Source organism: Pedobacter sp. GW460-11-11-14-TSB4 (assembly GCF_059423705.1).
On the sequence record NZ_JBWKYI010000001.1, the window covers coordinates 312,733 to 336,303 of the forward strand.

The 23,571-nt window shown below is 40.2% G+C and carries 15 protein-coding genes; 1 reads left to right on the forward strand and 14 read right to left on the reverse strand.

Going from position 1 to position 23,571, the window contains the following annotated elements:
- Nucleotides 1-101: 101 nt before the first annotated feature.
- From AC07YT_RS01475 to AC07YT_RS01540, 14 genes are all read right to left on the reverse strand, one after another.
- A complete protein-coding gene (locus AC07YT_RS01475; RefSeq protein ID WP_494945130.1) occupies nucleotides 102-1,529 on the reverse strand; it encodes a sialate O-acetylesterase in 1,428 nt (475 codons plus the stop codon).
- A 170-nt stretch (nucleotides 1,530-1,699) separates the two neighbouring features.
- Nucleotides 1,700-3,724, reverse strand: coding sequence for an aceric acid hydrolase (locus AC07YT_RS01480; RefSeq protein ID WP_086546160.1), 2,025 nt, complete (start codon nucleotides 3,722-3,724; stop codon nucleotides 1,700-1,702).
- 44 nt (nucleotides 3,725-3,768) lie between these two features.
- The gene (locus tag AC07YT_RS01485) at nucleotides 3,769-4,239 is read right to left on the reverse strand and encodes a hypothetical protein (protein WP_086546158.1); all 471 of its coding nucleotides are present in this window, start codon (nucleotides 4,237-4,239) and stop codon (nucleotides 3,769-3,771) included.
- 3 nt (nucleotides 4,240-4,242) lie between these two features.
- Nucleotides 4,243-7,665: a glycosyl hydrolase gene (locus AC07YT_RS01490; protein ID WP_086546156.1), complete on the reverse strand. Its 3,423-nt coding sequence runs from the start codon at nucleotides 7,663-7,665 to the stop codon at nucleotides 4,243-4,245.
- A complete protein-coding gene (gene fucP, locus AC07YT_RS01495; protein WP_494945131.1) occupies nucleotides 7,665-8,966 on the reverse strand; it encodes an L-fucose:H+ symporter permease in 1,302 nt (433 codons plus the stop codon). Before fucP ends, AC07YT_RS01490 begins: the two co-directional genes overlap by 1 nt.
- 167 nt (nucleotides 8,967-9,133) lie before the next feature.
- Nucleotides 9,134-9,580: a MaoC/PaaZ C-terminal domain-containing protein gene (locus tag AC07YT_RS01500; RefSeq protein ID WP_086549319.1), complete on the reverse strand. Its 447-nt coding sequence runs from the start codon at nucleotides 9,578-9,580 to the stop codon at nucleotides 9,134-9,136.
- Between the two features lie 210 nt (nucleotides 9,581-9,790).
- A complete protein-coding gene (locus AC07YT_RS01505; RefSeq protein WP_086546154.1) occupies nucleotides 9,791-10,873 on the reverse strand; it encodes a Gfo/Idh/MocA family protein in 1,083 nt (360 codons plus the stop codon).
- A complete protein-coding gene (locus AC07YT_RS01510) occupies nucleotides 10,870-12,108 on the reverse strand; it encodes an extracellular solute-binding protein (RefSeq protein ID WP_086546152.1) in 1,239 nt (412 codons plus the stop codon). Before AC07YT_RS01510 ends, AC07YT_RS01505 begins: the two co-directional genes overlap by 4 nt.
- Entirely contained in the window at nucleotides 12,101-13,264 is a 1,164-nt protein-coding gene (locus AC07YT_RS01515) for a CaiB/BaiF CoA transferase family protein (RefSeq protein WP_086546150.1), read from the reverse strand. The genes AC07YT_RS01510 and AC07YT_RS01515 overlap by 8 nt, the downstream gene beginning before the upstream one ends.
- Before the next feature lie 138 nt (nucleotides 13,265-13,402).
- Nucleotides 13,403-14,554: a CaiB/BaiF CoA transferase family protein gene (locus AC07YT_RS01520; RefSeq protein WP_086546149.1), complete on the reverse strand. Its 1,152-nt coding sequence runs from the start codon at nucleotides 14,552-14,554 to the stop codon at nucleotides 13,403-13,405.
- Nucleotides 14,551-15,711, reverse strand: coding sequence for an ABC transporter substrate-binding protein (locus AC07YT_RS01525; protein WP_086546147.1), 1,161 nt, complete (start codon nucleotides 15,709-15,711; stop codon nucleotides 14,551-14,553). Before AC07YT_RS01525 ends, AC07YT_RS01520 begins: the two co-directional genes overlap by 4 nt.
- A 155-nt stretch (nucleotides 15,712-15,866) precedes the next feature.
- Entirely contained in the window at nucleotides 15,867-18,440 is a 2,574-nt protein-coding gene (locus AC07YT_RS01530; RefSeq protein ID WP_494945132.1) for a glycoside hydrolase family 2 TIM barrel-domain containing protein, read from the reverse strand.
- Between the two features lies 1 nt (nucleotide 18,441).
- A complete protein-coding gene (locus tag AC07YT_RS01535) occupies nucleotides 18,442-19,554 on the reverse strand; it encodes a glycoside hydrolase family protein (RefSeq protein WP_086546145.1) in 1,113 nt (370 codons plus the stop codon).
- On the reverse strand, nucleotides 19,551-22,310 hold the full coding sequence (locus AC07YT_RS01540) for a family 78 glycoside hydrolase catalytic domain (protein WP_086546144.1): 2,760 nt from the start codon (nucleotides 22,308-22,310) through the stop codon (nucleotides 19,551-19,553). The genes AC07YT_RS01535 and AC07YT_RS01540 overlap by 4 nt, the downstream gene beginning before the upstream one ends.
- 274 nt (nucleotides 22,311-22,584) lie before the next feature.
- On the opposite strand from AC07YT_RS01540, the gene AC07YT_RS01545 reads away from it, so the two are divergent.
- The gene (locus tag AC07YT_RS01545) at nucleotides 22,585-23,358 is read left to right on the forward strand and encodes an IclR family transcriptional regulator (RefSeq protein ID WP_086546142.1); all 774 of its coding nucleotides are present in this window, start codon (nucleotides 22,585-22,587) and stop codon (nucleotides 23,356-23,358) included.
- Nucleotides 23,359-23,571: the final 213 nt, after the last annotated feature.

Sequence of the window (23,571 nt, forward strand, 5' to 3'; positions counted from 1 at the left end):
GAAATTTAAAGGAATTTTCAACCATATCAGGCATGAAAGAACATTTAAGTTCCTGGCTAAAATACCTCGTGCGCTTTGTGTCTTAGTGGCTAAAATCATGATTAATTATCCCAGTTATCAGTACGGAATGAGGAAACAGGCAGGCCATCGTTTCCAAACAAATCCCCAATTACGAAATCTTTAAAGGCGTAACGAACGGCTACGGGCGCTTTAACTTCAGGGGCTGAAACGTTTATGCTACTTCCTTTTATGGCTGCTTTTGCCGGATAAAATTTCTTGTCGGCTCCTGCAATTTCGAATAAAGATAGTTCTTTACCGAAAGAAGTTAAGCCGTTTGGTACATTTTGAAATTTGATCACAGCAGTATTCTTTTCTACCGTTAATGATTCGTAATTGGGGCTTGAGAAACCAAAACCTTTAATGCCATAAGTTTGAGCTAAAGCAAGGTAAGCCAGTCTCTGTCCGCCTTGTTTTTTGTTTGCTGGGTGAATAGATTTTTCTTCGCCAATATCCAATAAAACTGCCATTCCAGAATTTGGAATTTTAGCCAATGATTTACGTTGTGCTTCTCTTAAATAGGCTGAATTATATTTTCCACCAATATGATTAGGAGGCAATTGTGCATAATTATATGGTGCAATCTGGGCATAATAGAACGGGAAATCGCCATTGTCCCAGTTTTTACGCCAGGAAGAAACCATTGCAGGAAACAGATCTTCGTAACGATCCGGACGCTCGTAATTAGATTCGCCCTGGTACCAGATAACACCTTTTATGCCATAACCCATCACTGGATACAGCATACCATTATACAGGGTGGTTGGTGTGCGGCTAACTTCTTTAATGCTGTCGCCTTTTGATGGAATTTTAATTTCGGTATAGGCTTTTAGATCTTCCGGCGACATCCAGGCCTCGATAGTTGATCCTCCGTAACTGTCGTTGATGATTCCAATTGGTACGTTCAACATTTCGCTTAACAACGAACCAAAATAATAGGCCGTGGCACTGAAATTAGAAACGGTTTCTGGTGCAGCCAATTTCCAATCAGAAGGCTTGCTATTTTCTTGTCTTTCGGTTATTGAAGAACGTGGAACGGTATACAACCTGATATTTTTATTCGACGATTTTAAAATGACCTCGTTAGAACCAATTATGGGTTGGCTTTTAAAACCTTTCATCGGCATCTCCATGTTTGATTGTCCGCCGCAAAACCACACTTCGCCGATCAGGATATCGGTTAAAACTAATTTTTCACCATCATTTAATTCAATTTCGTAAGGCCCTCCTGCTGTTGGTGTGGCCACCCTTACCTTCCATTTACCAAGCTGATCGGAAGTAACGGTATAGTTTTGTTTGTTCCAGGAAGTACTGATCTTTACTTTGCTTGCGGGTTTAGCCCAGCCCCAGATCGCCACATTGCTTTGTTGCTGTAGCACCATGTGATTTGTAAAAATAGACACGGGCTTAACCATTGCAGATGCGATGAAGCAACATGCAAGGTTTAAAAATATGATGAGTTTTAGTTTCATTGTTTTCATTTATTTTTTAGTCGGGAGTCACCCTCACCTGAGTTTACGAAAGCTACGAAGTAAACCTAGCTTTAAGCGAGCTCACCGAAGGTAATTTATTTCAGGGTCTTAAGCTAGAAAGATGCTGAAATAAATTCAGCATGACGAAACGCCTACCAGTCCTCTACACATTATCTACTCACCGGCAACCATACCGACATTTCTGAATGTCCTCTGTTTCCCCAGGCAAAATACGGTACCAGCTTTATTTGTATTTCTTCGTTTTTATAGTCAATCGGACGGTATAACACATTTTTCCAGTTGTTCGGTTCCACTATTTTTGCGCTACCGACCAGACTCATCATTTCAGCCCCATCGATATTTATCGACTTTGCCTCGAACTTAGTTGAGGTAGGCACAAAAGCATTGAAAATACTTTTTCCAGGTAGATCTGTCGATTCTAAACAATAAACAACCGGGCCACGTTTTACGGCGATCTGGTTTCTGTTTTCTTCCACCAGGGGATTGGCCTCGATCAGTGTGGCATCCATAGGCAGGTTTAACTCGATTACATCTCCTTTTTTCCAGATACGATTAACATCTGCATAGGTACCCGAAGTGGCCTTAATATTTACAGCTCTTCCGTTGATCGTAATTTTTGCATCATGTGTCCACGCCGGGATTCTCAAAAAAATTGAATAAGCCTTAGGTTCCGTTTCTTTGATGTTGATTTTTATCCTTCCATCCCATGGATAATTGGTTTCTTCCGATAATGAAATCTTTGTTCCATCAGCTAATTTAGTACTTAAGTTATTACCTCCATATAAATTAAACCACAGTCCTTTATCAGAAACACTATAAGCGTAATCACTTACTTCAGCAATGGTACGTACCACGTTCGGCGGGCAGCAGTTTGATAAGGTTATATAGGGTACTCTATCTTTCGACCAGCGTTGTTTAAAAGGTAAATCATTCGATTGAGCTAATGGATTGGTATACAAAAAGTTCTTTCCATCTAAACTGATTCCTGATAAAACGCTGTTATGTAAAGCCAGTTCCATCACATCAGCATATTTGGCATCTGCTGTAATCTGCAGCATTCGCCAGTTCCAAAGTACGTTGCCAATATTGGCACAGGTTTCGTTATGCGCAGTGAAATTGGGTAACTGGTAATCGCGGCCAAATGCCTGGTGAATTTTCTGCACATCTGCGGGATTGTAAGACGTACCATCTGGCGAAGTACCATCGTATAGTGAGCCACAGCCACCTGTAATATACATTTTGTGTTGATTTACATCATCCCACATCAAATTTAAGGTATTTAATAGCGAGTCTTTACCCGTTTCGGTATAAAGGTCGGCCACACCAGCGTAAAGATAATTTGCCCTTACAGCATGTCCCATGGCTTTAGTTTGCTGTAAAAATGGAATCCGATCCTGATTATCGTCTGTTCCATCATCAATTTTACCTTTAATGGCAATTAAATGTTTAGCAAGTTCCAGATAGCGTGGGTCTTTTGTGGTGCGGTACATTTCTATCACGCCCATATAATGCGATGGACAAATGGCATTTCTCGCTAATGTAGGTGAGGCCGATTTATAGAAGTTGTATAAATAATCGGTTGCCTTTTTAGCGATGTTAAGTAAAGTAGTTTTACCTGTAGCGCGATAATGGATGCATCCAGCTGTCATTAAATGGCCAATATTGTAGGATTCAAAGCTTAACCGATCCTGAAACTGGTTTTTAGAACCGGTTTTTCGTTGCTCAATCATGGCCTTGGTGTAGATGTATCCATCTTCACGCTGCGATTTACCGATCACTACAATGGCCTGATCCATCATTTCGTTCAGTTTTGGGTTTTTGGTTGAAGCATAAAGCGCAGCTACAGCCTCCAAAGTTTTGTAGTAATCGCCATCATGGAAAGAAGGGCCTGAATGAGATCCGGTATCCAATCCTGCTGCAATTCTGAAATTTTCGAAAGCATGACTGATTTTAGGATCGTTATAAATGGCCCACATATTGGGTACCATGGTTTCGGTAGCTATTTTGAAACGATCTGCCCAAAAACCCTTCGTCCAGGTTACATCAGTCATATTGATGCTGTGCAATTTGGCGTAGGGTGAATTTGAATTGTTTACCAAGGCTTTTTCCTGTGCATTTAAGCAGAGCACTATGGTTAGCAAAGCAAGGGATAAATTAATTTTTAATGCGTTCATATCTTATTGGTTTGGGAGCTTAGTGAAGGACAGTTATTTTGTCTTCATATTATTTCTGCTTGTCCAATTTGCCTTTGTCCTTCATGTATCCACCAAATTCGGCCTTTGTCTAGATATTTTTCAATTGGTTGATTTATTAGAAAGCGAACTGTTACTACTCTTTCTTCTCCGGGTTCAATTGTCGGTTTGCCTTCAAATATGATGTCGCCAATGTATGTCTGCAACAATTGTCCGTTGTCACTGTACTCAAAAACATGATTTGGTCTGTATCCACTAATAAATCCAGTTTGCCGTCCACCTTCCTCTACTGTTTTGAGTTTTAATTTGGCTTTTACAGGCAAAAGTCCGCCACTATTTTCATATGCTAAATCTCGAATACTGATCAATGTATATTTATCATAAGCCATGATATCAAATACTTTTGATTGTCCGGTATTAAGCCAGCGTTTGTATATAAGATTTCCATTCATGTATAGATACAGCTCGTTTCCTTCTATTTTCTTTAGTATTGCCATCTTCTATAATTCCTCCACTTGAATCACTACCGGGCCTAACAATCCGGCTGGATTTAACGGCTTTCCTTCTAACCGGAAAGGTGCATTTGTATTGGTCATTCTTTTATTTTCAGGAATATGCTGATCGCCGATTAAACGGTTAGCCCAGGTATTGGTTACTTCGATAGTAATCTGGTTTTCTCCTTTCTTTAAGGCTTTACTAATTTCCAGACGATGTGGGGCAGTCCAAAGTGTACCGCAGTTTATACCATTTACCTTTACTTCTGCAATGCTGGAGAACTCACCTAAATCAATCCAGATTTTACCTTTAAGATCTCCATTAAAAGTGAAGTTCTTGGTGTACACAGCTGTTCCGGAATAATATTTAACCAGGCTATCGGTATTTAATGTCCAGTCGGATAAGTCGTTAAAAATGACAGGCTTTGATGGTCCGGCATATGCGGTATCGAATTTGACTTGCCATGATTTGGAAATATCCTGGATGGTTTTGAAAGTTGACCAGTTGTTGCCATTATTAAGTTTAGTTTTTGTGGTTTCTTTTTCAAAGAGAAAAAACAAACTTTGATTAGGCGCGATTTTATACGTAAAGCCTGTTCGTCCCCTTTCGCTCGACCAATTATTAACGTCAGTTAACTTATCGGCAACAGCATCATAAACTTGTGGTATTTTATTGGTTACACGGAATGAAAACCATAAATTTCTTTCTTTAGCCTCTTGATTTGAAATAAAATAGATATCCTTTTTATCAGTTTTCCTGTGAGTATAAGCAACTTTTTTTGCATAAGTAATTGGCTCACTGTTCGAATTAGCTTCCGTTACATAAAAATCTGGTTCAATTCCTAAAAGTTTAAAATTATCGGTATTAAAAGGAGCTTTAAACAGATTTCCTTTATCCATTATTTTCATTAAAACAGAATGATTATTATTATTTATCTCATGAAAATTATTCTTCCAAATTTCATCCACTGCCGAGCTAAATGCAGATTGACTAACATGTTGTAAACCATTTTGATACAAAGGCTTGTCTGCTACAATCACATTAGCGCCCGCTATAATTAATTCAAATATTTTTTTTACAGTTGCATAACTCATATACTGATCATTCGGGTTCATTTTCATTTTACCCGGGATGACCAAAACTTTGTAGGATGCCCCACTTTCGAAAACCACTTGACCGTCTTTTACTGTAGCCGTGCTTAACACATCTGGATTAAAACTATCGTATGCATAACCGCGCAGCGGATTTACCCAATTTTCAGGATCGGCCATGTTTGCTGAATGTGTTACGCCAGCTGGAATTTGTCTTAACGGTTCACCGACATTGGCGAGACGTTTCTTTTCTGCCTCTACTACATCGGATCCAAAGATGCCGGGTAGGGTTTCAACCAGTCGATCAGGCAATACTGAACGGCGTGGTAATTCTTCGCCCGTGAAAACAGCAATATCCACTACCGGTTTGCCTTGTTGCAGCAGGTTTTGTGTACGTTCTGCATAATCTACCCAGGCCTTCCCTGGTTTCCACCAGGTTTGATCGCGCTGAAAGTACAAACCAATGCCATTGAGGGTCATGCCTGGCTTTTTATCCATCCATGGATTATGAACGAAAACATGGTATACCATTTTATTGATGCCGAGTGCATAATTTCGGTCTTGTAAGGTTTTCATACTCGCCGGACTTTCGTTCCAATCCATTCTTAAAGTGGTAAAAGCCTCAGCCTGAACAATGTTTTTACCATAAATATGCGCACTTGAAATCGCGTCGAGCATATCATTTGGTTTGTCGTGTGTGGGACTGTTCAGCCAAAATTCGCCCATGGGCACATCCACCATTTTATAATGCATTAAACCATCGCTCATCATGGTCGGCGCCACACTTTCGGCCGTAAATGTTAAACCTTTCTTTTTGGCTAATTGCGCCAAGGTTTTATAAAACTGATCAACAACTAACTCGGAGATGGTTTTTCTTATATCATAAAGGAAGTTTTCAGATACAGCTGCACTTTCTACCGGTAATCCGGTCATAATGGGCAGGTAAGGTGTTAAATCGTAACCTCTGCGCTTTAAAAACTCGGCTTTAAATACAGGCGACCAATTTTGGCTACCGCACTCCCAGCTATCTACATGAAAAACACTTAAAACCTTTTGAGCGATTTCAGGTCCGCCATGTTTTAGTGCTTCGCCGTACCAGCTTTCGAATTGTAGTTTTACGGCCTCCGGATTAAATTTATCACACTCTAAACCGGTTCCACCACCGCCTGTGGCATTGGTATGCCCGGTTGAAGTATGGCCAATCCTTAAAATGGTCCAGTTGCCTTTTGGTGCTTTCCAGTTTAAACTTCCGTCAGGATTCAATTTACCTGTTAAATTGATCATTTTATTTAACGGAATGCATAAATTCTTTGCAATTTGAGCTTCGGTACTTCTTTCACTTACCCGCCATACCGAACCGTTTTTACCTTCAAACTGATTAATCTGTGCTTCTGAAGATAACTCCAAATTCACCAGTTTTAATGATGGCTTCCATTTGGCGGCATCTAAATCTTCTGATCCAGGTTCAGCGCCACTTTTATCGTAAATAAACCTGAAAAATTTAGCTGTTGCCGGCACAATAGCATGCGTTACACTTTCGTCGGTATCTTGCCAGCCATGGCGGGGGGGCGTTAATCTGCCTATTGAACGAAAAACCTGACCATCATTACTCACTTCGATGGCCAAACGATGTGCCTGATAATTATTGCCATTGATTTTAATGGTTATACTGCGACAGGTAAACGGTTGCTCAAACTCATATTGAATGTAACATGGTTCATTTGAACCAAAGTTTTTAGTGTTTTCGGGTTTAATTAAACCTGAGGCATCAACGCCATTGCTTGTTGTTATTTTGGGAATAACTGTCCTAGTTGAAATACCTGCATTTGTAGGAGACGGGTAAGCAAAAACAGCAATATCTTTATAATAATTCTCGTTATACTTTGGTTGAGTTAAATTGATTTTAGCTGCTGTATGCTTGATGTTTAGCTTAGACCAAACAAGTTTCTGCATAGAAAGTTCTGGTGTAATCCATGGCCCTCCTGCCAAGGCGAAACCATCACTTACGTGCATGCCTAATTTCAGGTTTAATCGTTTAGCTTCGCTCATCGCAAATTCGACCATTTGCCACCATTGCGGGGTAAGCTGAACCACTGGCTGTGGATATACATCAGGTTTATTGGTGCCATAAATAGGCATTAAATAGGCACCACCTATGCCCGAGCTTTTCATGGCTTCTAAATCAGCGGTAATTCCCGCCTTAGATACTCCGCCATGCATCCAATACCAAAATACCCAGGGTTTAGCATTTTCATTTGGTTGCGCAAAAACATTTACTGAAAAGTTAAGAATGATCAGTATAATGCATAAAACCTGGATATATCTAAAATTTATCATTATTTGTGCGCGATTTTATAACCTCTTAAACCGAAATAAAGAATAACTAAAAAACATACCAATGGAATGCTGTAGCCGATCTGGATATTATCACCATACATATCGATTAAACTTCCCATTCCAAATGGTAAAATTGCGCCACCAACAATCGACATGATTAACCATGACGAACCTGGCTTGGTATCGTCGCCAATACCATCTATTCCTAATGCAAAAATGGTTGGGAACATAATCGACATAAAAAATCCTATTGCACCCAATGCATAAACCACATAAGAGCCTTTGCCTAATATGGCTACCAAACACAATAAAATAGAGATTACCGCATAAATGGCGAGCAGTTTATGCGATGATACAAATTGAAGGATCGCAGTTCCAGCAAAACGACCAACAGTGAACAGTAAACCATAAATAGCCAAATATGAGGCTGCTGTTTTCTCGTCAAAGCCACCACCTTGTTGAGCCATTCTGATGAAAAAGCTAGTCACGCAAACCTGCGCACCAACATAGAAAAACTGAGCAACAACTGCCCATTTTAGGTGTTTATGGCGTAATGCACCAAAAAAACTGCCTTTAGCTTCACCATCTATACTTTTTGTTTTAATTTCCGGAAGGTGGATAAAGTAAAATATAGCAGCTATTACCAATAAAACAATCCCTAGGGTAATGTATGGCGTTTTAACTGATGCCGCTTCTTCTAAGAAATAACTGTTTCTACCTGCGTCTGTCATGGCTGCCAATTCTTCTTTGGTATGCGATTTACCTGATAGAATAAATAATCCGCCAATCATTGGTGCTACCATTGCAGCCAATCCGTTGAAAGATGCTGCGAGATTTAATCTGCTTGTCGCTTTTGCAGGATCGCCCAAAACAGCAGCATAAGGGTTTGCGGAAGTTTCGAGCATGGTTAAACCACAACCAATGATGAAAAGTGCAATCAAAAATGTGATATACGACAGATTATTGGCAGCTGGAACAAATAAAAATGCACCGAAAGCAAAGGCCAGTAAACCTGAAATCATGGTTGCTTTATATCCCCACTTTTTCAAAATCATTCCGGCAGGAATAGCCATTAAAAAATAAGCGAAGAAAACAGAGGTGTCGATCAAAGTCGATTGTCTGTTATTTAAATTACAGGCTTTTTTTAAATGTGGAATCAGGATCGAATCGAGGTTATGTGCCATTCCCCAAAGGAAAAACAAACTGATCACGAGTATAAATGGCAATAAATATTTTTTCCCTGATGACGAATCGCCCTCAGTTATCATTTCTGGCTGTGTGTTTAGTGGTTCGTTAGTCATTAGCTTGGTTCATTAGTTCATTTGTCATTGGTTCATTAGTTTTGTGAATAGGTCTAGTTTGTTGTTCAGTAATTCATTGGTCATTTGTTAATCGATTGGTCTTTGTAATTATAGCTACTAAAACTCTCGCTGTTAGTGCTCAGACCAATGAACTATTGACCAATGCGCTAATGAATTTTCTTCTTCACTACCAAAAGATGGTCGCATACCAATACCACTTCTCCGTGCTGGTTAATGATTTCTACGTGTTCGGTTACAGTGCCATATGCTGGTCTTTTACTATCCCCCTTTTCAGAGATTGTGATTTCAGAATGAATGGTATCGCCAATGAAAACAGGTTTAACAAAACGCAGTTTATCATATCCTTTACTCATAGCTTCCGGATTAATTTCAGATGCGGTTAAACCGATCCCAATGCTAAAAATCATTGTTCCGTGAGCGATTCTTTGTTTAAACGGTTGTGTGGCACACCATTCTGCATCCATATGGTGCGGAAAGAAATCACCGGTATGACCTGCATGAACGACGAAATCGGTTTCCGTTATGGTGCGGCCTAAGGTTACGCGTTTATCCTGTAATTGATAATCTTCAAAAAATGTTGATTTGAAATACATATTTTTTAACTTTTTATAAGCGATACAATCGCTTTTCTCCTGCATCCTCGTTACAAACGAGGACGATTTTGTGTTTTTTATCTATAATTCCGTCATTGCGAGTTTTCGATTTTTCATCGAAACGAAGCAATCTTTCTTGCAAAACAGATTGCTTTACCGATAAAAATCAGCACAGGTTGGCTCACTCAGTCCATACCTCCCAATGACGTTCTATTTATTTAATTGTTCCTTAACCTTTACTCCTCCAATATCACTCGATTGATAAGCACTTTCTACAACGGCCATGGTTTGGATGACATCTTCAACACTGGTGTGTAAAATAGCTGCCGATCCTTCATTATACCGCATCAAATTGGCCATTGTACCGATAAAAGCTTCTGGAAACCAGGAGCCTTCCAGCTTTACGGTTTGCCATGCTGCTTGTTTTCCGTCCTCTACAATGCAATATTCAAACACATCGGGGACACCATGCGGATAATCCATCAATAAGCCAATTTTAGCTACAATGGCGCCCTTTGTTCCCTCCCATTTAATATAACTTTCCTGGTGATTTGGACCGAAATCATGGTCGTGGTTGGTGTTGATTACCGCATGCATGGTATCGCCGTAATCGAATAAAATGGTAGAACGTGATGAGGATAAATTCTTTGCCGGATGTTTTAATGTCTTCGCCAGGATACTTTCCGGATTACCTAAAAACGAACGGATTAAATCTACATAATGAATGCTATGGTACTGGATTTCTAACCGCGGGTGAATAATCACATGGGGGAAAATTTCCCAGGGTGTTTTAACGGTTACACGAACTTCCATATCGTATAATTCGCCAATTAATCCTTTATCGATCAGGTATTTTGCTGCGCTTACAAACGGAGCAAAACGCAATTGAAAGTTTATAGCTGCTTTTAAGTTTTTCGCGCGGCATAATTCGAGAATTTCCTTTGCCTGAGTAAAATCATCACCCATTGGTTTTTGGATTAACACCGCACTTCCATCAGGCAACTGCTTTAATGTTTCGATGTACTGCTCAGGCATGATGGTTAAATCGTAAACGGCATTTGCAGGAGCCAGTTTTACCGCCTCTGCAACTGAATTATACACGTTTAGAATACCAAAGGTATCTGCTAATTTCTGTGCCCTTTCTTTAGTTCTGTTTACAATGCCATGCACTTCAAAACCTGCAATTTTATAGGCAGGAAGATGTGCATCGCCTACAATGCCCCCTGCACCAATAATGATGATAGGTTGCTTTGTTTCGGGTAGGTCTGGCTTATATTTGATCTCAATACTCATTTGTCAATTTCATTAATCTGATTCTGCGCAAGCTGGATCAATTCTTCAGTAGATTGATCTGTATTAATCGCCTGCAAAACCATCTGATCGATTATTGCCGCTATTGCAGCCCAGTTTGTTTTCTGAGGCAGCATATTGGCTACTTCATGTAAAGCTTCCAGTTTATGGTAGTATGGGATTATTTTATTAATTTCTTCATCTTTCCAGGTCGAAATCCGGCAACCAATTCCGCCCGCTAAAGTGAGTTGTTTATCCTGTTCTTTTGCTAAAGCAAAACGAAGAAAATCGTAGGCGATATCTTTGTTTTTACTGCCACTTGCAATGGTGTAAAGCCAGTAAACGTTTAATGAAGCAGATTCTTTGTCAGGAGCAGATGGTAAACGTTCTACATCGATTTTGCCTTTCACCTTTGAATTGTCATCCACTTCGCACATGGCTGCAAAACCAAACCAGTTGATCATCATTGCTGCTTCACCTTGTGAGAAGGCTATTCCGGCACCAACAGATTCAAATTCTGACGATTTCGGATGAACAGCGGTTTTATCATTAACCATGGCACGATAGAAATTAAGCCCATCAATGGCCGCTTGTGTATTGATCTGGATATGGCCGTGTTTATCAACCAATTTTCCGCCCCTGGTCCATAGCTGCAGGCAAAAATCGAAAACGGTATTGTGGCCGTCGGGGTAACATGCGAAGATACTTCCGTAAAGCTTATTCTGCGGGCGATTGAAAAATCTGGCAATCTGATGAAAATCTTCCCAGGTTTTGGGTACTTCCAGGGCTTTTCCGTATTGTGCTAAATAATTGGCTTTTTCAGTTTCATTTTCAAACAGATCCCTTCGGTAAATAAAACATTCAGGTCCGTCATGAAAAGGCAGTCCCACTATTTCCCAGCCAAAACGCTGTAAACTGAGCAGCGACTTGCTCCAGCCCCTCGGAAAATCATCTGGTTTATTTTTATTGATGTATGGATTTAAAACTTCAAAATCCTGATCAGTGTAGCCCTCCAAAACCCAATCGGTACTGATATGGGCGATATCAAAGTCGCCATTGGCCAAACCTTTTCTGGTAATGGTACTATCGTAAAGCTCGTGCAGATCCATCACCACCATTTCCAATTTCAGCTTACAACCCGAAAAAGCACAATATTGATCCCAGAATTTCTGCATGGCAGATTCGAAGGGCGCAAATTTACGAACGGCTATTCTGAAAGTATCTATCTGGTTATGCATTTGCAGTGGTATGCTGTGTTATAAATTCTTTGATAATTTGCTCATTATCCTGTCCCAATTTAGGCGAACCTTTTGATGAAGTGAGCAACTCGCCATCAATTCGGATCGGACATCTGGTGGTTTCATATTTGTAACCATCCACCATTTCCACTTCCTGTATCATGTTCAACACCTTAAAACCATCGTGCGCCATCAGTGCATTCCAGTTTAAAACATCAGCACACCAAATATCAGCCGGTTCCAGTATCGAAAGCCAGTTTTCGGTGGTGGCAGATAAAAGGTGTTCAGCTAAAATCGCTTTAATCTCATCCCGCTTATCAAATGCTTCAGTTACTTCAACATAATCTTCGAGTTTATCACAATCAAGTAAATGGCCCAGCTGTGGGATTGAACCCATTGCCAGGGCTAAATATCCGTTTTCTGTTTGATAAATACCATATGGCGCACCTAAATATGCATTTGCATTATTCTTTTTTGAACGTTCGGGTAAACATCCGCCATCATTCATAAAGGTAGTAATGGTTTCGAACTGAAAATCGTAGGCCGATTCCATCATGCTTACTTGTACAAATCCACCCTCATTTTTTATGGCTTTGCGGTATAAACAAGCTAATAGTCCTTGGGCTAAATGTGCGCCTGCCAGCATATCTACAATGGACAAACCCATGGCAACAGGACCACTATCAGCATTTCCGGTTAATGATGTTAAGCCGGTAACCGATTGTAAAAGCAAATCCTGACCTGGCTTATTTTTCCATTCGGTAGCGGTTCCGTAACCAGAAATTTCACCATAAATAATGTTAGGATTTATAGCGGTAACCGATTGATAGTCGAAACCCAAACGTTCCATTACACCTGGGCGGAAGTTGTGAATCATTACGTCTGCTTTTTTTAGCAGCTCGCGGACCATTTCGCAGTCTTCTTCACTTTTTAAATCAACTTCAAAGCTCTCTTTATTTCTATTGATGGCATGAAAAACCGACGATTCGCCATTCATAATCAGGTTCGAAGTGTAAAGCGTGCGGCAGATATCGCCAACACCCAAACGCTCAATTTTGATTACACGGGCACCCATGTCGGCCAGGCGCAAGCCTGCCGAAGGACCAGAAAGAAACTGGCTGAAATCAATAACTAAATAATCTTCAAGCGGTCTCATAATTTTATTTCTTTAAATCGTCACTTCAACAAGAATGTTCGTCATGCTGAATTTATTTCAGCATCTTTCCTGCTAGATATACCCTGAAATAAATTTACTGCATAGCTTTCGTAAACTCAGGTCAGGGTGACGTACACTCTAATTCAATTCAAACTCTTTATTAATATCAGAAGTATTTCCCCCCAATTTTGGCGCGGCTTTCGAAGCAAATAACTTCTCCCTATCCAAACGGATCGGGCTAACGGTTGTCTTGATGGTTTTGCCTCCATCTAAGTTTAATTCCTGCGCGATATCCAGTTTTTTGTAAGTACTCAAAGCGGTTGCCTTTTGATAATTTAATACTTCAGCACACCAGATTCCGTGATTTTCTAACAATTCGACCCAGGTTTTAGTATTTTCCTTTTTAAAAGTGGCAGCTAAACGCACAATCAACTGATCACGGTTTTCAAAGGCCGACCCTGCTTCTACATACAGATCAGTAATATCGCAATTAATGATTGCGCAGATATTTGGGAGATTGCCCATTGCCATGGCAATATAACCATCGGCAGTTTCGTACATGCCATAAGGTGCACTGAGGTAGGCGTGCGCACTTCCCTTTGCTCCGCTTCTATCGGGTAATTTCCCGCCATCGTTCAGGTAGGTTGTTAATACCTCAAATTGCACATCTAAAATTGATTCCAGTAAGCTTACTTCTACTAAAACACTTTTGTTGGTTTTGGCTCTTTTGATCAAAGCGGCCATTATTCCTTGCACCAGATGGTTTCCACACATGATATCAGAAACGGAAAGACCAAATGGAACAGGCCCATCTACATCAACTCCTGATAAAAAAGTAAGACCTGAGACGGATTGAACCAATAAGTCCTGACCCGGTTTGTTTTTCCATGGTCCTTCATTGCCATAACCGGTTACTACACCATAAACAATTTTGGGATTAATATTTTGAACCGTTTGGTAATCCAGACCAATTTTTTCCATTACACCCGGACGGAAATTGTGCGTCATGACGTCGGCCTTACTGATTAGTTTTTTTAATTTCTCTAAATCTTCAGGATTCTTTAAATCGGCAGCATAACTTTCTTTATTGCGGTTTATGGTGTGAAAAAGCAAACTATCTTCATCTACAAAGAGATTTTTAATAGATAGTTGTCTACAAGCATCGCCTGTTTTTGGTCGCTCAATTTTAATCACACGGGCACCCAAATCAGCCAGTTTTAATCCAGCCGATGGTCCCGCCAAAAATTGGCAAAACTCTAAAACCAAAAGTCCTTCTAACGGCCTGTTCATGATAATACTAAACTTTTAGATTTCTGATATAATGCGTTCAGGGCGGTTAACACCTGAATTTCATCTCCGCCATTCATTAAATAATCGCGAACAACGTCGCCTGCATGGTCTTGAAAATACATAGACCCGTGGTATCGCGGACGAAGAAATGCCCTTTGCAAAGCTGGTAATGTATTCAGGAAATAATTATGGCTCTGGCGGTTTACTTCTTCATTTCTCCAGGCTGCTAAATGTCCGGGCTGGCCACCGCTTTCAAAAAACAATGTAGATTGACAAGCTGGAGAACCTACAAATTCTACATATTTAGCAGCAACCTCGAGCGCTTCACATTTGGCAGAGATGGCTAAACCGGTTCCGCCCAGCGTGCTTCTCAGCCTGGTTTCCCCATCTAAACTAATCATATCGTGAAAATGCAGGGTTTTACGGGCGTAACCGTTACGCGAATAATTTGAATAACCATAAGCGAAAGGGCAATAAGCTATTTCATCACTTAAAGTCATGGCTTCATACACCTGAATGGGGTTTCTATTGAAGTTGGCTTTATCCATTTTTGCCGCCAGCTCGCGATACATTTTCAGTACTTTAACCCCTGTTTCTGCCGAAACCACTTCTTCATCGTTTTGGCAAGGATCTTCGCCGAATGAGCAGCAAAGTGTGTAAAAATTCATTAGTACATCAATCGGAATACCCGCAAAAGCGACTAAACCTCTATCAGCAAGTTCCAATAAATCGTCAAAAGATTCAGGCAGGTGCAATCCTCTTTCGGCAAGTAAATCTGGCCTTGAAGCGGCTACCGGTGTTGCGGCATCTATTGGCAAAGCCCATAAATGGTCATCATAAAAATAACTCTCGTAGGATTGGCCAACAGCATTTTCTTCCTGGTCTTTTAAATATTCATCAGAAAGGTAAACATCCAAAGGCACAATAGATTTTGTTTTAGCGGCAAAACCTGCCCATGGATGGTCGATAACCAACAAGTCGAACCGTTCTGCCAATTCCTGAATGGAAAAATCGGCAAATTGCTGCAAACTTCTTTTCTCCCAGGTAATGTGAACATTAGGATGCAATTCAGCAAAGCGCTGTGCGGTTGCCACCATCGGCAAAAGCCCACGACTGTGATTCCAGGTTATTCCTTTTAAGTTAATCGTCTTCTCCACTATATTTTCTCTTTATTTTTTGTCATTCTGAACGCAGTGAAGAATCCCTAACTGTTTTCCTCAACCCACGCATCAGCTACTGTCTTAGCAGAGCCTGTTTCTTATCTCTTGCAGATTCTTCGTTCCTCAGAATGACAAAACCTTTATTATTTTTTTTATTTACCCGTTTTAATAATGATCGATGAAGACGCCAAACCAGCTGATGATGCGGTTAGTTTGATTTCACCGCTTTTTTCAGTCGATTGCAATATGGCTAAACATAAACCATGAAATGCTTTGCGGTAATTGGCCTTGAAAGGCTCAATACTTGCCTGAAATCCATTATCAACACCAGCAATAAAACCAACACCATCTACTTTAAAATCGACCAGATTATTAGCGTTTGGCACTACATTCCCTGCCGCATCTAAAATGCGGACCGTGATAAAAGATAAATCCTTGCCATCGGCTTTAATATTTTTTCTATCAGCGATTAATTCAATTTTCGCCGGATCTCCTGCGGTTTTCATCTCTCGCACTAAAACTTCTTTCCCATTTTTACGGGATACTGCTTTTAAAGTTCCGGGCTCAAAAGGCACCTTCCAAAGCACATGTAAGTCATCACCTTGTTTTGATCTTTTACCTAAGGATTTTCCGTTCAGATAAAGTTCTACTTCATCGGCATTGTTGTAATAAGCCCATACTTCAACCGACTTACCCTGCTTCCAGTTCCAATGCGGCAGGATGTGCAATACGGGTTTGTTGGTCCACTCGCTTTGATACATGTAATATGAATCTTTCGGGAATCCTGCCAAATCAACTATTCCAAAATAGGAGCTTCTGGCTGGCCATGGATAAGGTAAAGGTTCGCCCAGATAATCGAAACCCGTCCAAACGAATAAGCCAGATACATGATCGTATTTTTTAGCGGCTGCCCAGGTTTCTTCATGTGTGGAGCCCCAATAAGCTGAAACATTATCGTAAGCAGATGCTGACCATTCGCTGTTACCTTCAGTAAACTTGGTTTTTCCGTCTTTTGGCCAACGGCGGATGGTATCGGCTGTATCGTAAAAACCTCTGGTTTCTAAAGCTGAAGTAGTTTCTGTTGCCAGGAATTTAACACCTGGATAATTTTCAGGAAAATCTTTATATAATTTATGGTTGTAGTTAAGGCCATAAATATCCAGTGCATTGGCTTGATAGATAAAATTCTTTTCAGCTTTTGTTTCTGTCAACGCCGAAATGACGGGTCGTGTTTTATCGAGATTTTTAACAATCCCCACCAATTCTTTTGTAATCGCCACACCTGTACTATCGAACTGTTCACGGATTTCATTTCCAATACTCCACAGTATAATGGATGGGTGGTTACGATCTCGTTTAATCATTTCCTCTAAATCGCTTTTGTGCCATTCTGGGAAATTCAGGTGGTAATCGTTTTTATTTTTCTTTTTCACCCACATATCAAAAGCCTCATCCATTACGAGGAACCCCATTTTATCGCATAGATCTAAAAACTCAGGTGCCGGAGGGTTATGAGCGGTACGGATGGCATTTACCCCCATTGCTTTCATGATTTCCAGCTGGCGTTCCATGGCACGTACATTTACTGCTGCGCCTAAAGCACCCAAATCGTGGTGCAGGCAAACGCCCAAAATTTTCATCGGTTTCCCATTTAAAGAAAAGCCTTTTTGTGCATCGAAATTAAAATCGCGAATCCCAAATGCCGTAGTATAACTGTCGATAATTTTTCCATCCGCCTGCATAATCTCTGTAAGCAGTTTGTACATCACGGGTTGCTCAACCGACCACAACTTTGGATTTGCAATACTCAAACCATTGGTAACTAACTTCAATGCATTTTGATCAACCGCCATCGGCCATTGCTTTTGCTGAAGTTTTGTTCCCTTATCATCGAAAATGGTGGTCAGGATTTTATAAGTACCTTTTGTGTTGAATTTATTTTCGAGTTCGATATCAACAGCAATTGATGCCATACTTTCACCAGGAGATAAAATCCGGTTTTCAACGCTCTGACCTTTATCGCCGCTAATTATAGTAGTTTTCACAAAAACACCATTACGTTTTACCGAAACGGCAGCCGCTGAGGTTAACCATACATTTCTATAAATCCCCGAGCCAGAATACCAACGTGAATCGGGCTGTGCTGAATTATCAACCTTAACTGCAATACTGTTTTTTCCAGGCTTTAAAAATTTGCTGATCTCATAAGAAAAGGAGCTGTAGCCATAAGGCCTTTTGCCCAGGTAATGGCCATTGATCCAAACCTCACTGTTTTTATATACGCCATCAAATTCGATGTTGATTATTCTATTCTTAAAATTAGCTGGTGCTATAAATTCCTTCCTGTACCAGCCTATGCCGGTAGGTAAACCTCCACCCTCTGGTTTGGCCGGATTTTTCTCATCAAATTTACCTTCAATGCTCCAATCGTGTGGTAAGGTGAGTTTTCTCCATTTAATATCATTATAGGCTGGAGATTTCGCATTTGGTTCATCACCTAAAAAGAATTTCCAATCTTTATTGAAGCTAATTCTGGTGCGTGAAGTAGAAACGGTCGTCATTTCGACCGTAGTGGAGAAATCTATATTCAAACGATTCTTATAGATTTCTCCATTCCACTGCGCTACAGTCGAAATGACGGAATTTAAAGCCGCGCATTGAAATCCTGCAAAACCAGCTAAAATCGTCAGCACAAAAATCTGATATGTAAATTGAGTTATCTTCATTCTAATTCTTCTTTTCGCTTACAAAATTTAATGTGCTCTTACCTAAATCTTTTGAAGTGGCTACCGCAATTCCGCGTTGGTCTTGTTTATTTACCGCGCAGTAAAAATGATACACCGTGCCTTTATACTTCAAAACGAAAGATTTATGTGCATATAATTCATCATATTTTTCTGATGATTCAATCAGGTTTTCGCCTGTCCAGTCAGTCCAGTTGACCAGGTCATTCGAAGCTACAAAGCGATTAAATGAACCCTTTCTATCTTGCCAGAAGGCGCCGAAGTAAAACATTACCCAGGTTCCGTTAACCTTTTGGATGACAGCATCGCCGGTAATGCCAACAGGATGATGAACGACCGGGTTTTTATTGAACCGTTGCCAGTGAACCATATCATCAGAAACGGCCATACCAATCCGTTCATACCAGCGTGTTTTTTTATTGTTCAATAGTGAATCGCCAACAGCATTATAGTACATCACAAATGCATGTCCGGTAAGTTTTTGTTTATCTTCAATTACGGTGCTTTTAAAAAGTTTGTTGCGGTTTTCCCACCAGCGTACATCTGCATCGCCTGATGTTAAAACGGGTTTATCCAGGCGGCTCCACTCCTGAACTATTGATGGATCTTTGCTTGTATAAGCCATGCCGATTGACAAGGGCTCTACTTCATAACCTTTTTCTTTACCACCGAAATACGACATCCAGTATTTACCATCAAATGGCTTTACACCGTAATTTCCACCCCATCTGGTATCCAGCAATGCATTATAACCTGCTTTTTGGTTATCGTCCCAATGACCTGCATCACCAAACGACATCAGCTTACCTTGATTCTCCCAATGCAATAAATCTTTACTCTTCGCCAGCCAGGTTTCGTAACCGCGACCGCTAAAAATCAGATAAGTCATGTACCAATACTTACCCTTTCTAAATATAGTCGGGCAATCCATTTTATGGTCTTTATCTGCTGGCACCATTACCAGGCCATATTTATAAGGAGTTTTCACTTCCTGGTAAATCTTTTCCATGGTTTCTGCTGAAACAGGATTAGTGCTTTGGGCATTCAATTTAAATGCACTAACAAAAAGAAACAATGCGAGGATTACCTTTTTCATTTGTACGTTAAATTAAATTTATAATAACCTGACCCGATAGCCAATTTGGTTTTTCCATTTTCTGTTCCTGCATCTGCAAACGATGAATTATATGCTTCCGAGATATCATATTTCGGTAAAACAGGGAAATAAACTGTCGCTTTTGTATTTACAGGAATATTGATTTCTAAAGTAAAACTTTTGTCGGTTTTGATCCACTTTGTAGAAATTTTGCCATACGGAGCATCGTAACTTACATCAGCAGAAGTTAAATCGCCAATCACTTCAGGTTCGATTTTAATGTGCTTAAAGGCAACGGCATTTTCTTCCTGTCGAATACCACCAATGCCGCTGTAAAGCCATTCCATTAAGTGCCCCAGCATAAAATGATTGTTGGATACCGTTGGCAAGGCGGCCCACGATTCGGTTAAGGCTGTTGCACCTTTGGCTAGCTGCATCCCATAACCAGGTACGTCAGAACGGCTGTTCATATCAAAAATCACATCCGATTTTCCGGCGTCTTCTAAAACACGCAGAACGTAACGATAGCCAATATCACCAGCGGTTAAACTGTTTTTACGATCTCTGATATCTTTAACCAGGTTATCGATTACCGCATTTTTATCTTTTTCTTCCACCAGGCCCATATATACGGCCATTGCATTCGCTGCTTGTGAACCCGTTGCATATTGCTTTGTTTTGGCATCGAAAAATTTACTATTGAAAGCACTTCTGACTTCAGCAGCAAGTTTTGCATAGGCCATTGCATCTGCTTTTTTACCTAAAAGCGCGGCCATTTTTTCGAGGATATTTAAATCGTAGTAATAAATTGCCGTTGCGGTAACGCCCATCGGGGTTAATTGAGAAACACCTGGCGGTTTCGGGCCTAAATCGTACCAATCGCCTAAACCCTGCGACAGGATGTGACCATTAGCCTTAGTGCCAAGATAATTTATGTACCGCTGCATCATCGGGTAATAATCAATCATTGCCTGCTTATCGCCATACCATTGATATAAATACCAAGGCATCAAAATCCCACTACTTCCCCATTCTGGCGAATCGCGGAACATATCGCCGCCCCATTCGAATTTTACATATTCTGGTGAAATTTCAGGGATCAAACCATTGGCCAATTGTGAGTTTTTCATATCCTGCAAAGCTTTTTTAAACAAGGGCGCAGCCTTGTAATTGTACCGTACAGAACTTCCCATTAAGTGTAATTCTTCCAGCCAACCCAATTTTTCGCGGTGCGGACAATCGGTAAAAACACTTACCATATTGCTTTTAATGGCCCAATCGATCAGATTGAAGGTTTTATTAAACAATTCATTTGAAGAAGTGAATTTCCCCACTTGCGCTGCTGCATTCCTAATGTGTAAGGCTTTTAAATCTTCGATTACGGCTTTACCCGATGCATTTTCTTTACCCACTGGAACGCCACCTTTAACCTGCAAATAACGAAATCCGGTATAAAAGAATTTCGGTCGCCAGATTTCTAAACCCGCTCCTTTTAATATGTAAGTAAAATAAGATGGACCTCCGATATTTTTTTGCGTTACCGTACCATCTGTTTTTAATAACTCAGCTGGGCTAATGCGAATGGTATCGCCTTTTTTACCGCGGACTTTTAATTCGATAATCGCCGATGAATTTTGCCCCATATCGTAAACCCACTCGTTATTGGCTACCGAAGTAACATTTTGCGCAGTAAAATTTTCAAAAACCTTGATGGGTTCTTCTTTCTGTGCATTTAGTTTCGGTCCATCAACCCATAAGGCAGATTTCCATTTTGTATCGTCAAAACCAGCTAAATTCCAGCCTTTTTGCTCGAGATTGGCATTATAATCTTCACCACCATAAATACTCGAAAAAGTAATTGGTGATGGTGCAGTTTTCCAGTCCTGGTTACTGATGATATTGGCTGAAGTACCATCGTTGTATTCGATCAGTAACCTGCAGATCATTTTCGGATAACCATAAGCTACTTTTAATTTTCTATAGCGTTCTTTAACCGGCGGAATATAATAGAAACCGTTACCCAGCATCACACCAATGGCATTTTCACCTTTTTTAAGTTGTCTGGTTAAATCATAGGTAAGGTATAAAGCCTCTTTATCGTATTTTGTCCAGCCGGGCGCCAGAAAATCGTCTCCAACCTTCGATCCGTTTAAACTCATTTCAAAATGGCCTAAACCAGAAATAAAAGCCGTGGCTTTCTTAACAGTCTTCGTTACCTTAAAACCCTTGCGGAACATCGGTAAGACGTTATTCTCATTGTATTTGTCTTTTTTATCATCCGTTGGCAAGCTGTTTACATTCGAATCGGCCAGCTTTTCATAAGCAATCCATTTTGCCCCTTTCCAGTCATCGGAATAAAGTAATCCCATTTGCCAAAATGCTGAGGTGCTCCAGGCAGACGGCTTTCCTGAATTATCCCACACACGGACTTTCCAATAATAAGTTTTGGTTGATAACAGCTTAATTCCCTTATAAGCTACCTGAATGGATTGACTTGAAATCACCTTTTTACTATCCCAAACCTCGCCAATGTTTTTATCTAAATTGCTTTGACTGCCCGAAACCAAAATCTGATAGGCTACCTGCATCACATTGTGTTTTGATGACTGCAGTTTCCAGCTTAAACCTGGTGATAACACATCAATTCCAATCGGATTATTCCGGTATTCGCAATCCAATTGAGCAACCTTAATATCCTGCGCAAAAAGCGGAATACTTAACAGATAAAGCCAAGAAAAGATTACGAGTTTACTCATCAATTGTTGTACACCATTTCGGTGTTTGCTTAGGTTTATAAATGGTTATCAGCGATATAATTTCTTCAGAAATAAATTCTCAATTCTTTTGAATTAAGCCTTTTAAATTCCTTAACTTTAAATTGCTATCTCTAATTCAAATATAAATGTTTTTTTTAAATATGAAAACATATATTCGTATTTAAATTATACAAAATCTTCTCTTGTATAAATAAGAAAGCATTTTGTATGTTTGAAATTGTAAAAAATACGCTACAGCCAAATTTAAACCCGTATGAACGAAAAAGAATCGAAGTACCAGGCCCCTGCATTGGATAAAGGACTAGATATATTGGAGTATTTATCAGCGCAATCGATCCCATTGTCTCAGACTGAAATTGCCATAGGTATTGAGAAAACCCCAAACGAAATTTACAGGATGTTGATGAGTTTGGAAAGTCGCGGTTATATTTTACGCGATGAGGTTTCGGGTAAATACAGGCTGTCGCTAAAGCTTTTTTACCTTTCACACCGGCACTCACCTATTGATGAGTTACGTAAGGCTGCGCAGTTTCCACTGGAAGAGTTGGCCAATAGCATCCGCCAGTCGTGCCATTTGAGTATTTTATACATGAATCAGGTAATGGTGATTATCCATGCCAAAAGTCCAGGACCAATTGCGCTTTCTATCGAAGAAGGAAACTTATTTCCTTTGCCATTAACCGCATCAGGTAAGGTTTTACTGGCTTATATGCCCGAGGCCGAGCGTAACACTACCTTAAAAAATAATGCCATTTTTAAGAAATATGCCAAACCTCAACAGGAAGATTTCTTAAGTTCTTTAACCGATATCCAGCAAACGGGCTCTTATTTTAAAAATAGTGATTCGGTTTCTGGTGTAACTGATATTTCAGTGCCCATTGGTATCGAAGGCAATAATGGTATTATTGCCTGTTTAACCATTTCGATGTTAAATGCGCTAAATGTAGATCAGACGATTGCAAATGATGTCATCCTCGCCGAAGCTTACAAGTGTGTTAAAAAGATAGAGCAAAGGATTGGGGTTTAACCCCCAACCCCCTAGAGTGGGCTTTGACTTTCTAATAGTTAATATAACTGCCAACTGCAATTGCCAACTGATTTGGGCATTCCCCAATCCCGTGAAATACGGGAAAGGGTCAGGCTTTGCAGGGCTCCGCTTCGCTGCGGTACCGATAAAGATCGGTACTGAACCCTTACAATCCTTAACGCGAACCTACTGCATAAATAGCTTTACGATGAT

Bases quoted from the DNA above. Each gene is read 5' to 3' on its own strand.
- AC07YT_RS01520 (WP_086546149.1), bottom strand. From the start codon at position 14,554: ATGAACAGGCCGTTAGAAGGACTTTTGGTTTTAGAGTTTTGCCAATTT.
- fucP (WP_494945131.1), bottom strand. From the start codon at position 8,966: ATGACTAACGAACCACTAAACACACAGCCAGAAATGATAACTGAGGGC.
- AC07YT_RS01490 (WP_086546156.1), bottom strand. From the start codon at position 7,665: ATGATAAATTTTAGATATATCCAGGTTTTATGCATTATACTGATCATT.
- AC07YT_RS01545 (WP_086546142.1), top strand. From the start codon at position 22,585: ATGAACGAAAAAGAATCGAAGTACCAGGCCCCTGCATTGGATAAAGGA.
- AC07YT_RS01505 (WP_086546154.1), bottom strand. From the start codon at position 10,873: ATGAGTATTGAGATCAAATATAAGCCAGACCTACCCGAAACAAAGCAA.
- AC07YT_RS01500 (WP_086549319.1), bottom strand. From the start codon at position 9,580: ATGTATTTCAAATCAACATTTTTTGAAGATTATCAATTACAGGATAAA.
- AC07YT_RS01530 (WP_494945132.1), bottom strand. From the start codon at position 18,440: ATGAAGATAACTCAATTTACATATCAGATTTTTGTGCTGACGATTTTA.
- AC07YT_RS01540 (WP_086546144.1), bottom strand. From the start codon at position 22,310: ATGAGTAAACTCGTAATCTTTTCTTGGCTTTATCTGTTAAGTATTCCG.
- AC07YT_RS01535 (WP_086546145.1), bottom strand. From the start codon at position 19,554: ATGAAAAAGGTAATCCTCGCATTGTTTCTTTTTGTTAGTGCATTTAAA.
- AC07YT_RS01475 (WP_494945130.1), bottom strand. From the start codon at position 1,529: ATGAAACTAAAACTCATCATATTTTTAAACCTTGCATGTTGCTTCATC.
- AC07YT_RS01480 (WP_086546160.1), bottom strand. From the start codon at position 3,724: ATGAACGCATTAAAAATTAATTTATCCCTTGCTTTGCTAACCATAGTG.
- AC07YT_RS01485 (WP_086546158.1), bottom strand. From the start codon at position 4,239: ATGGCAATACTAAAGAAAATAGAAGGAAACGAGCTGTATCTATACATG.
- AC07YT_RS01510 (WP_086546152.1), bottom strand. From the start codon at position 12,108: ATGCATAACCAGATAGATACTTTCAGAATAGCCGTTCGTAAATTTGCG.
- AC07YT_RS01515 (WP_086546150.1), bottom strand. From the start codon at position 13,264: ATGAGACCGCTTGAAGATTATTTAGTTATTGATTTCAGCCAGTTTCTT.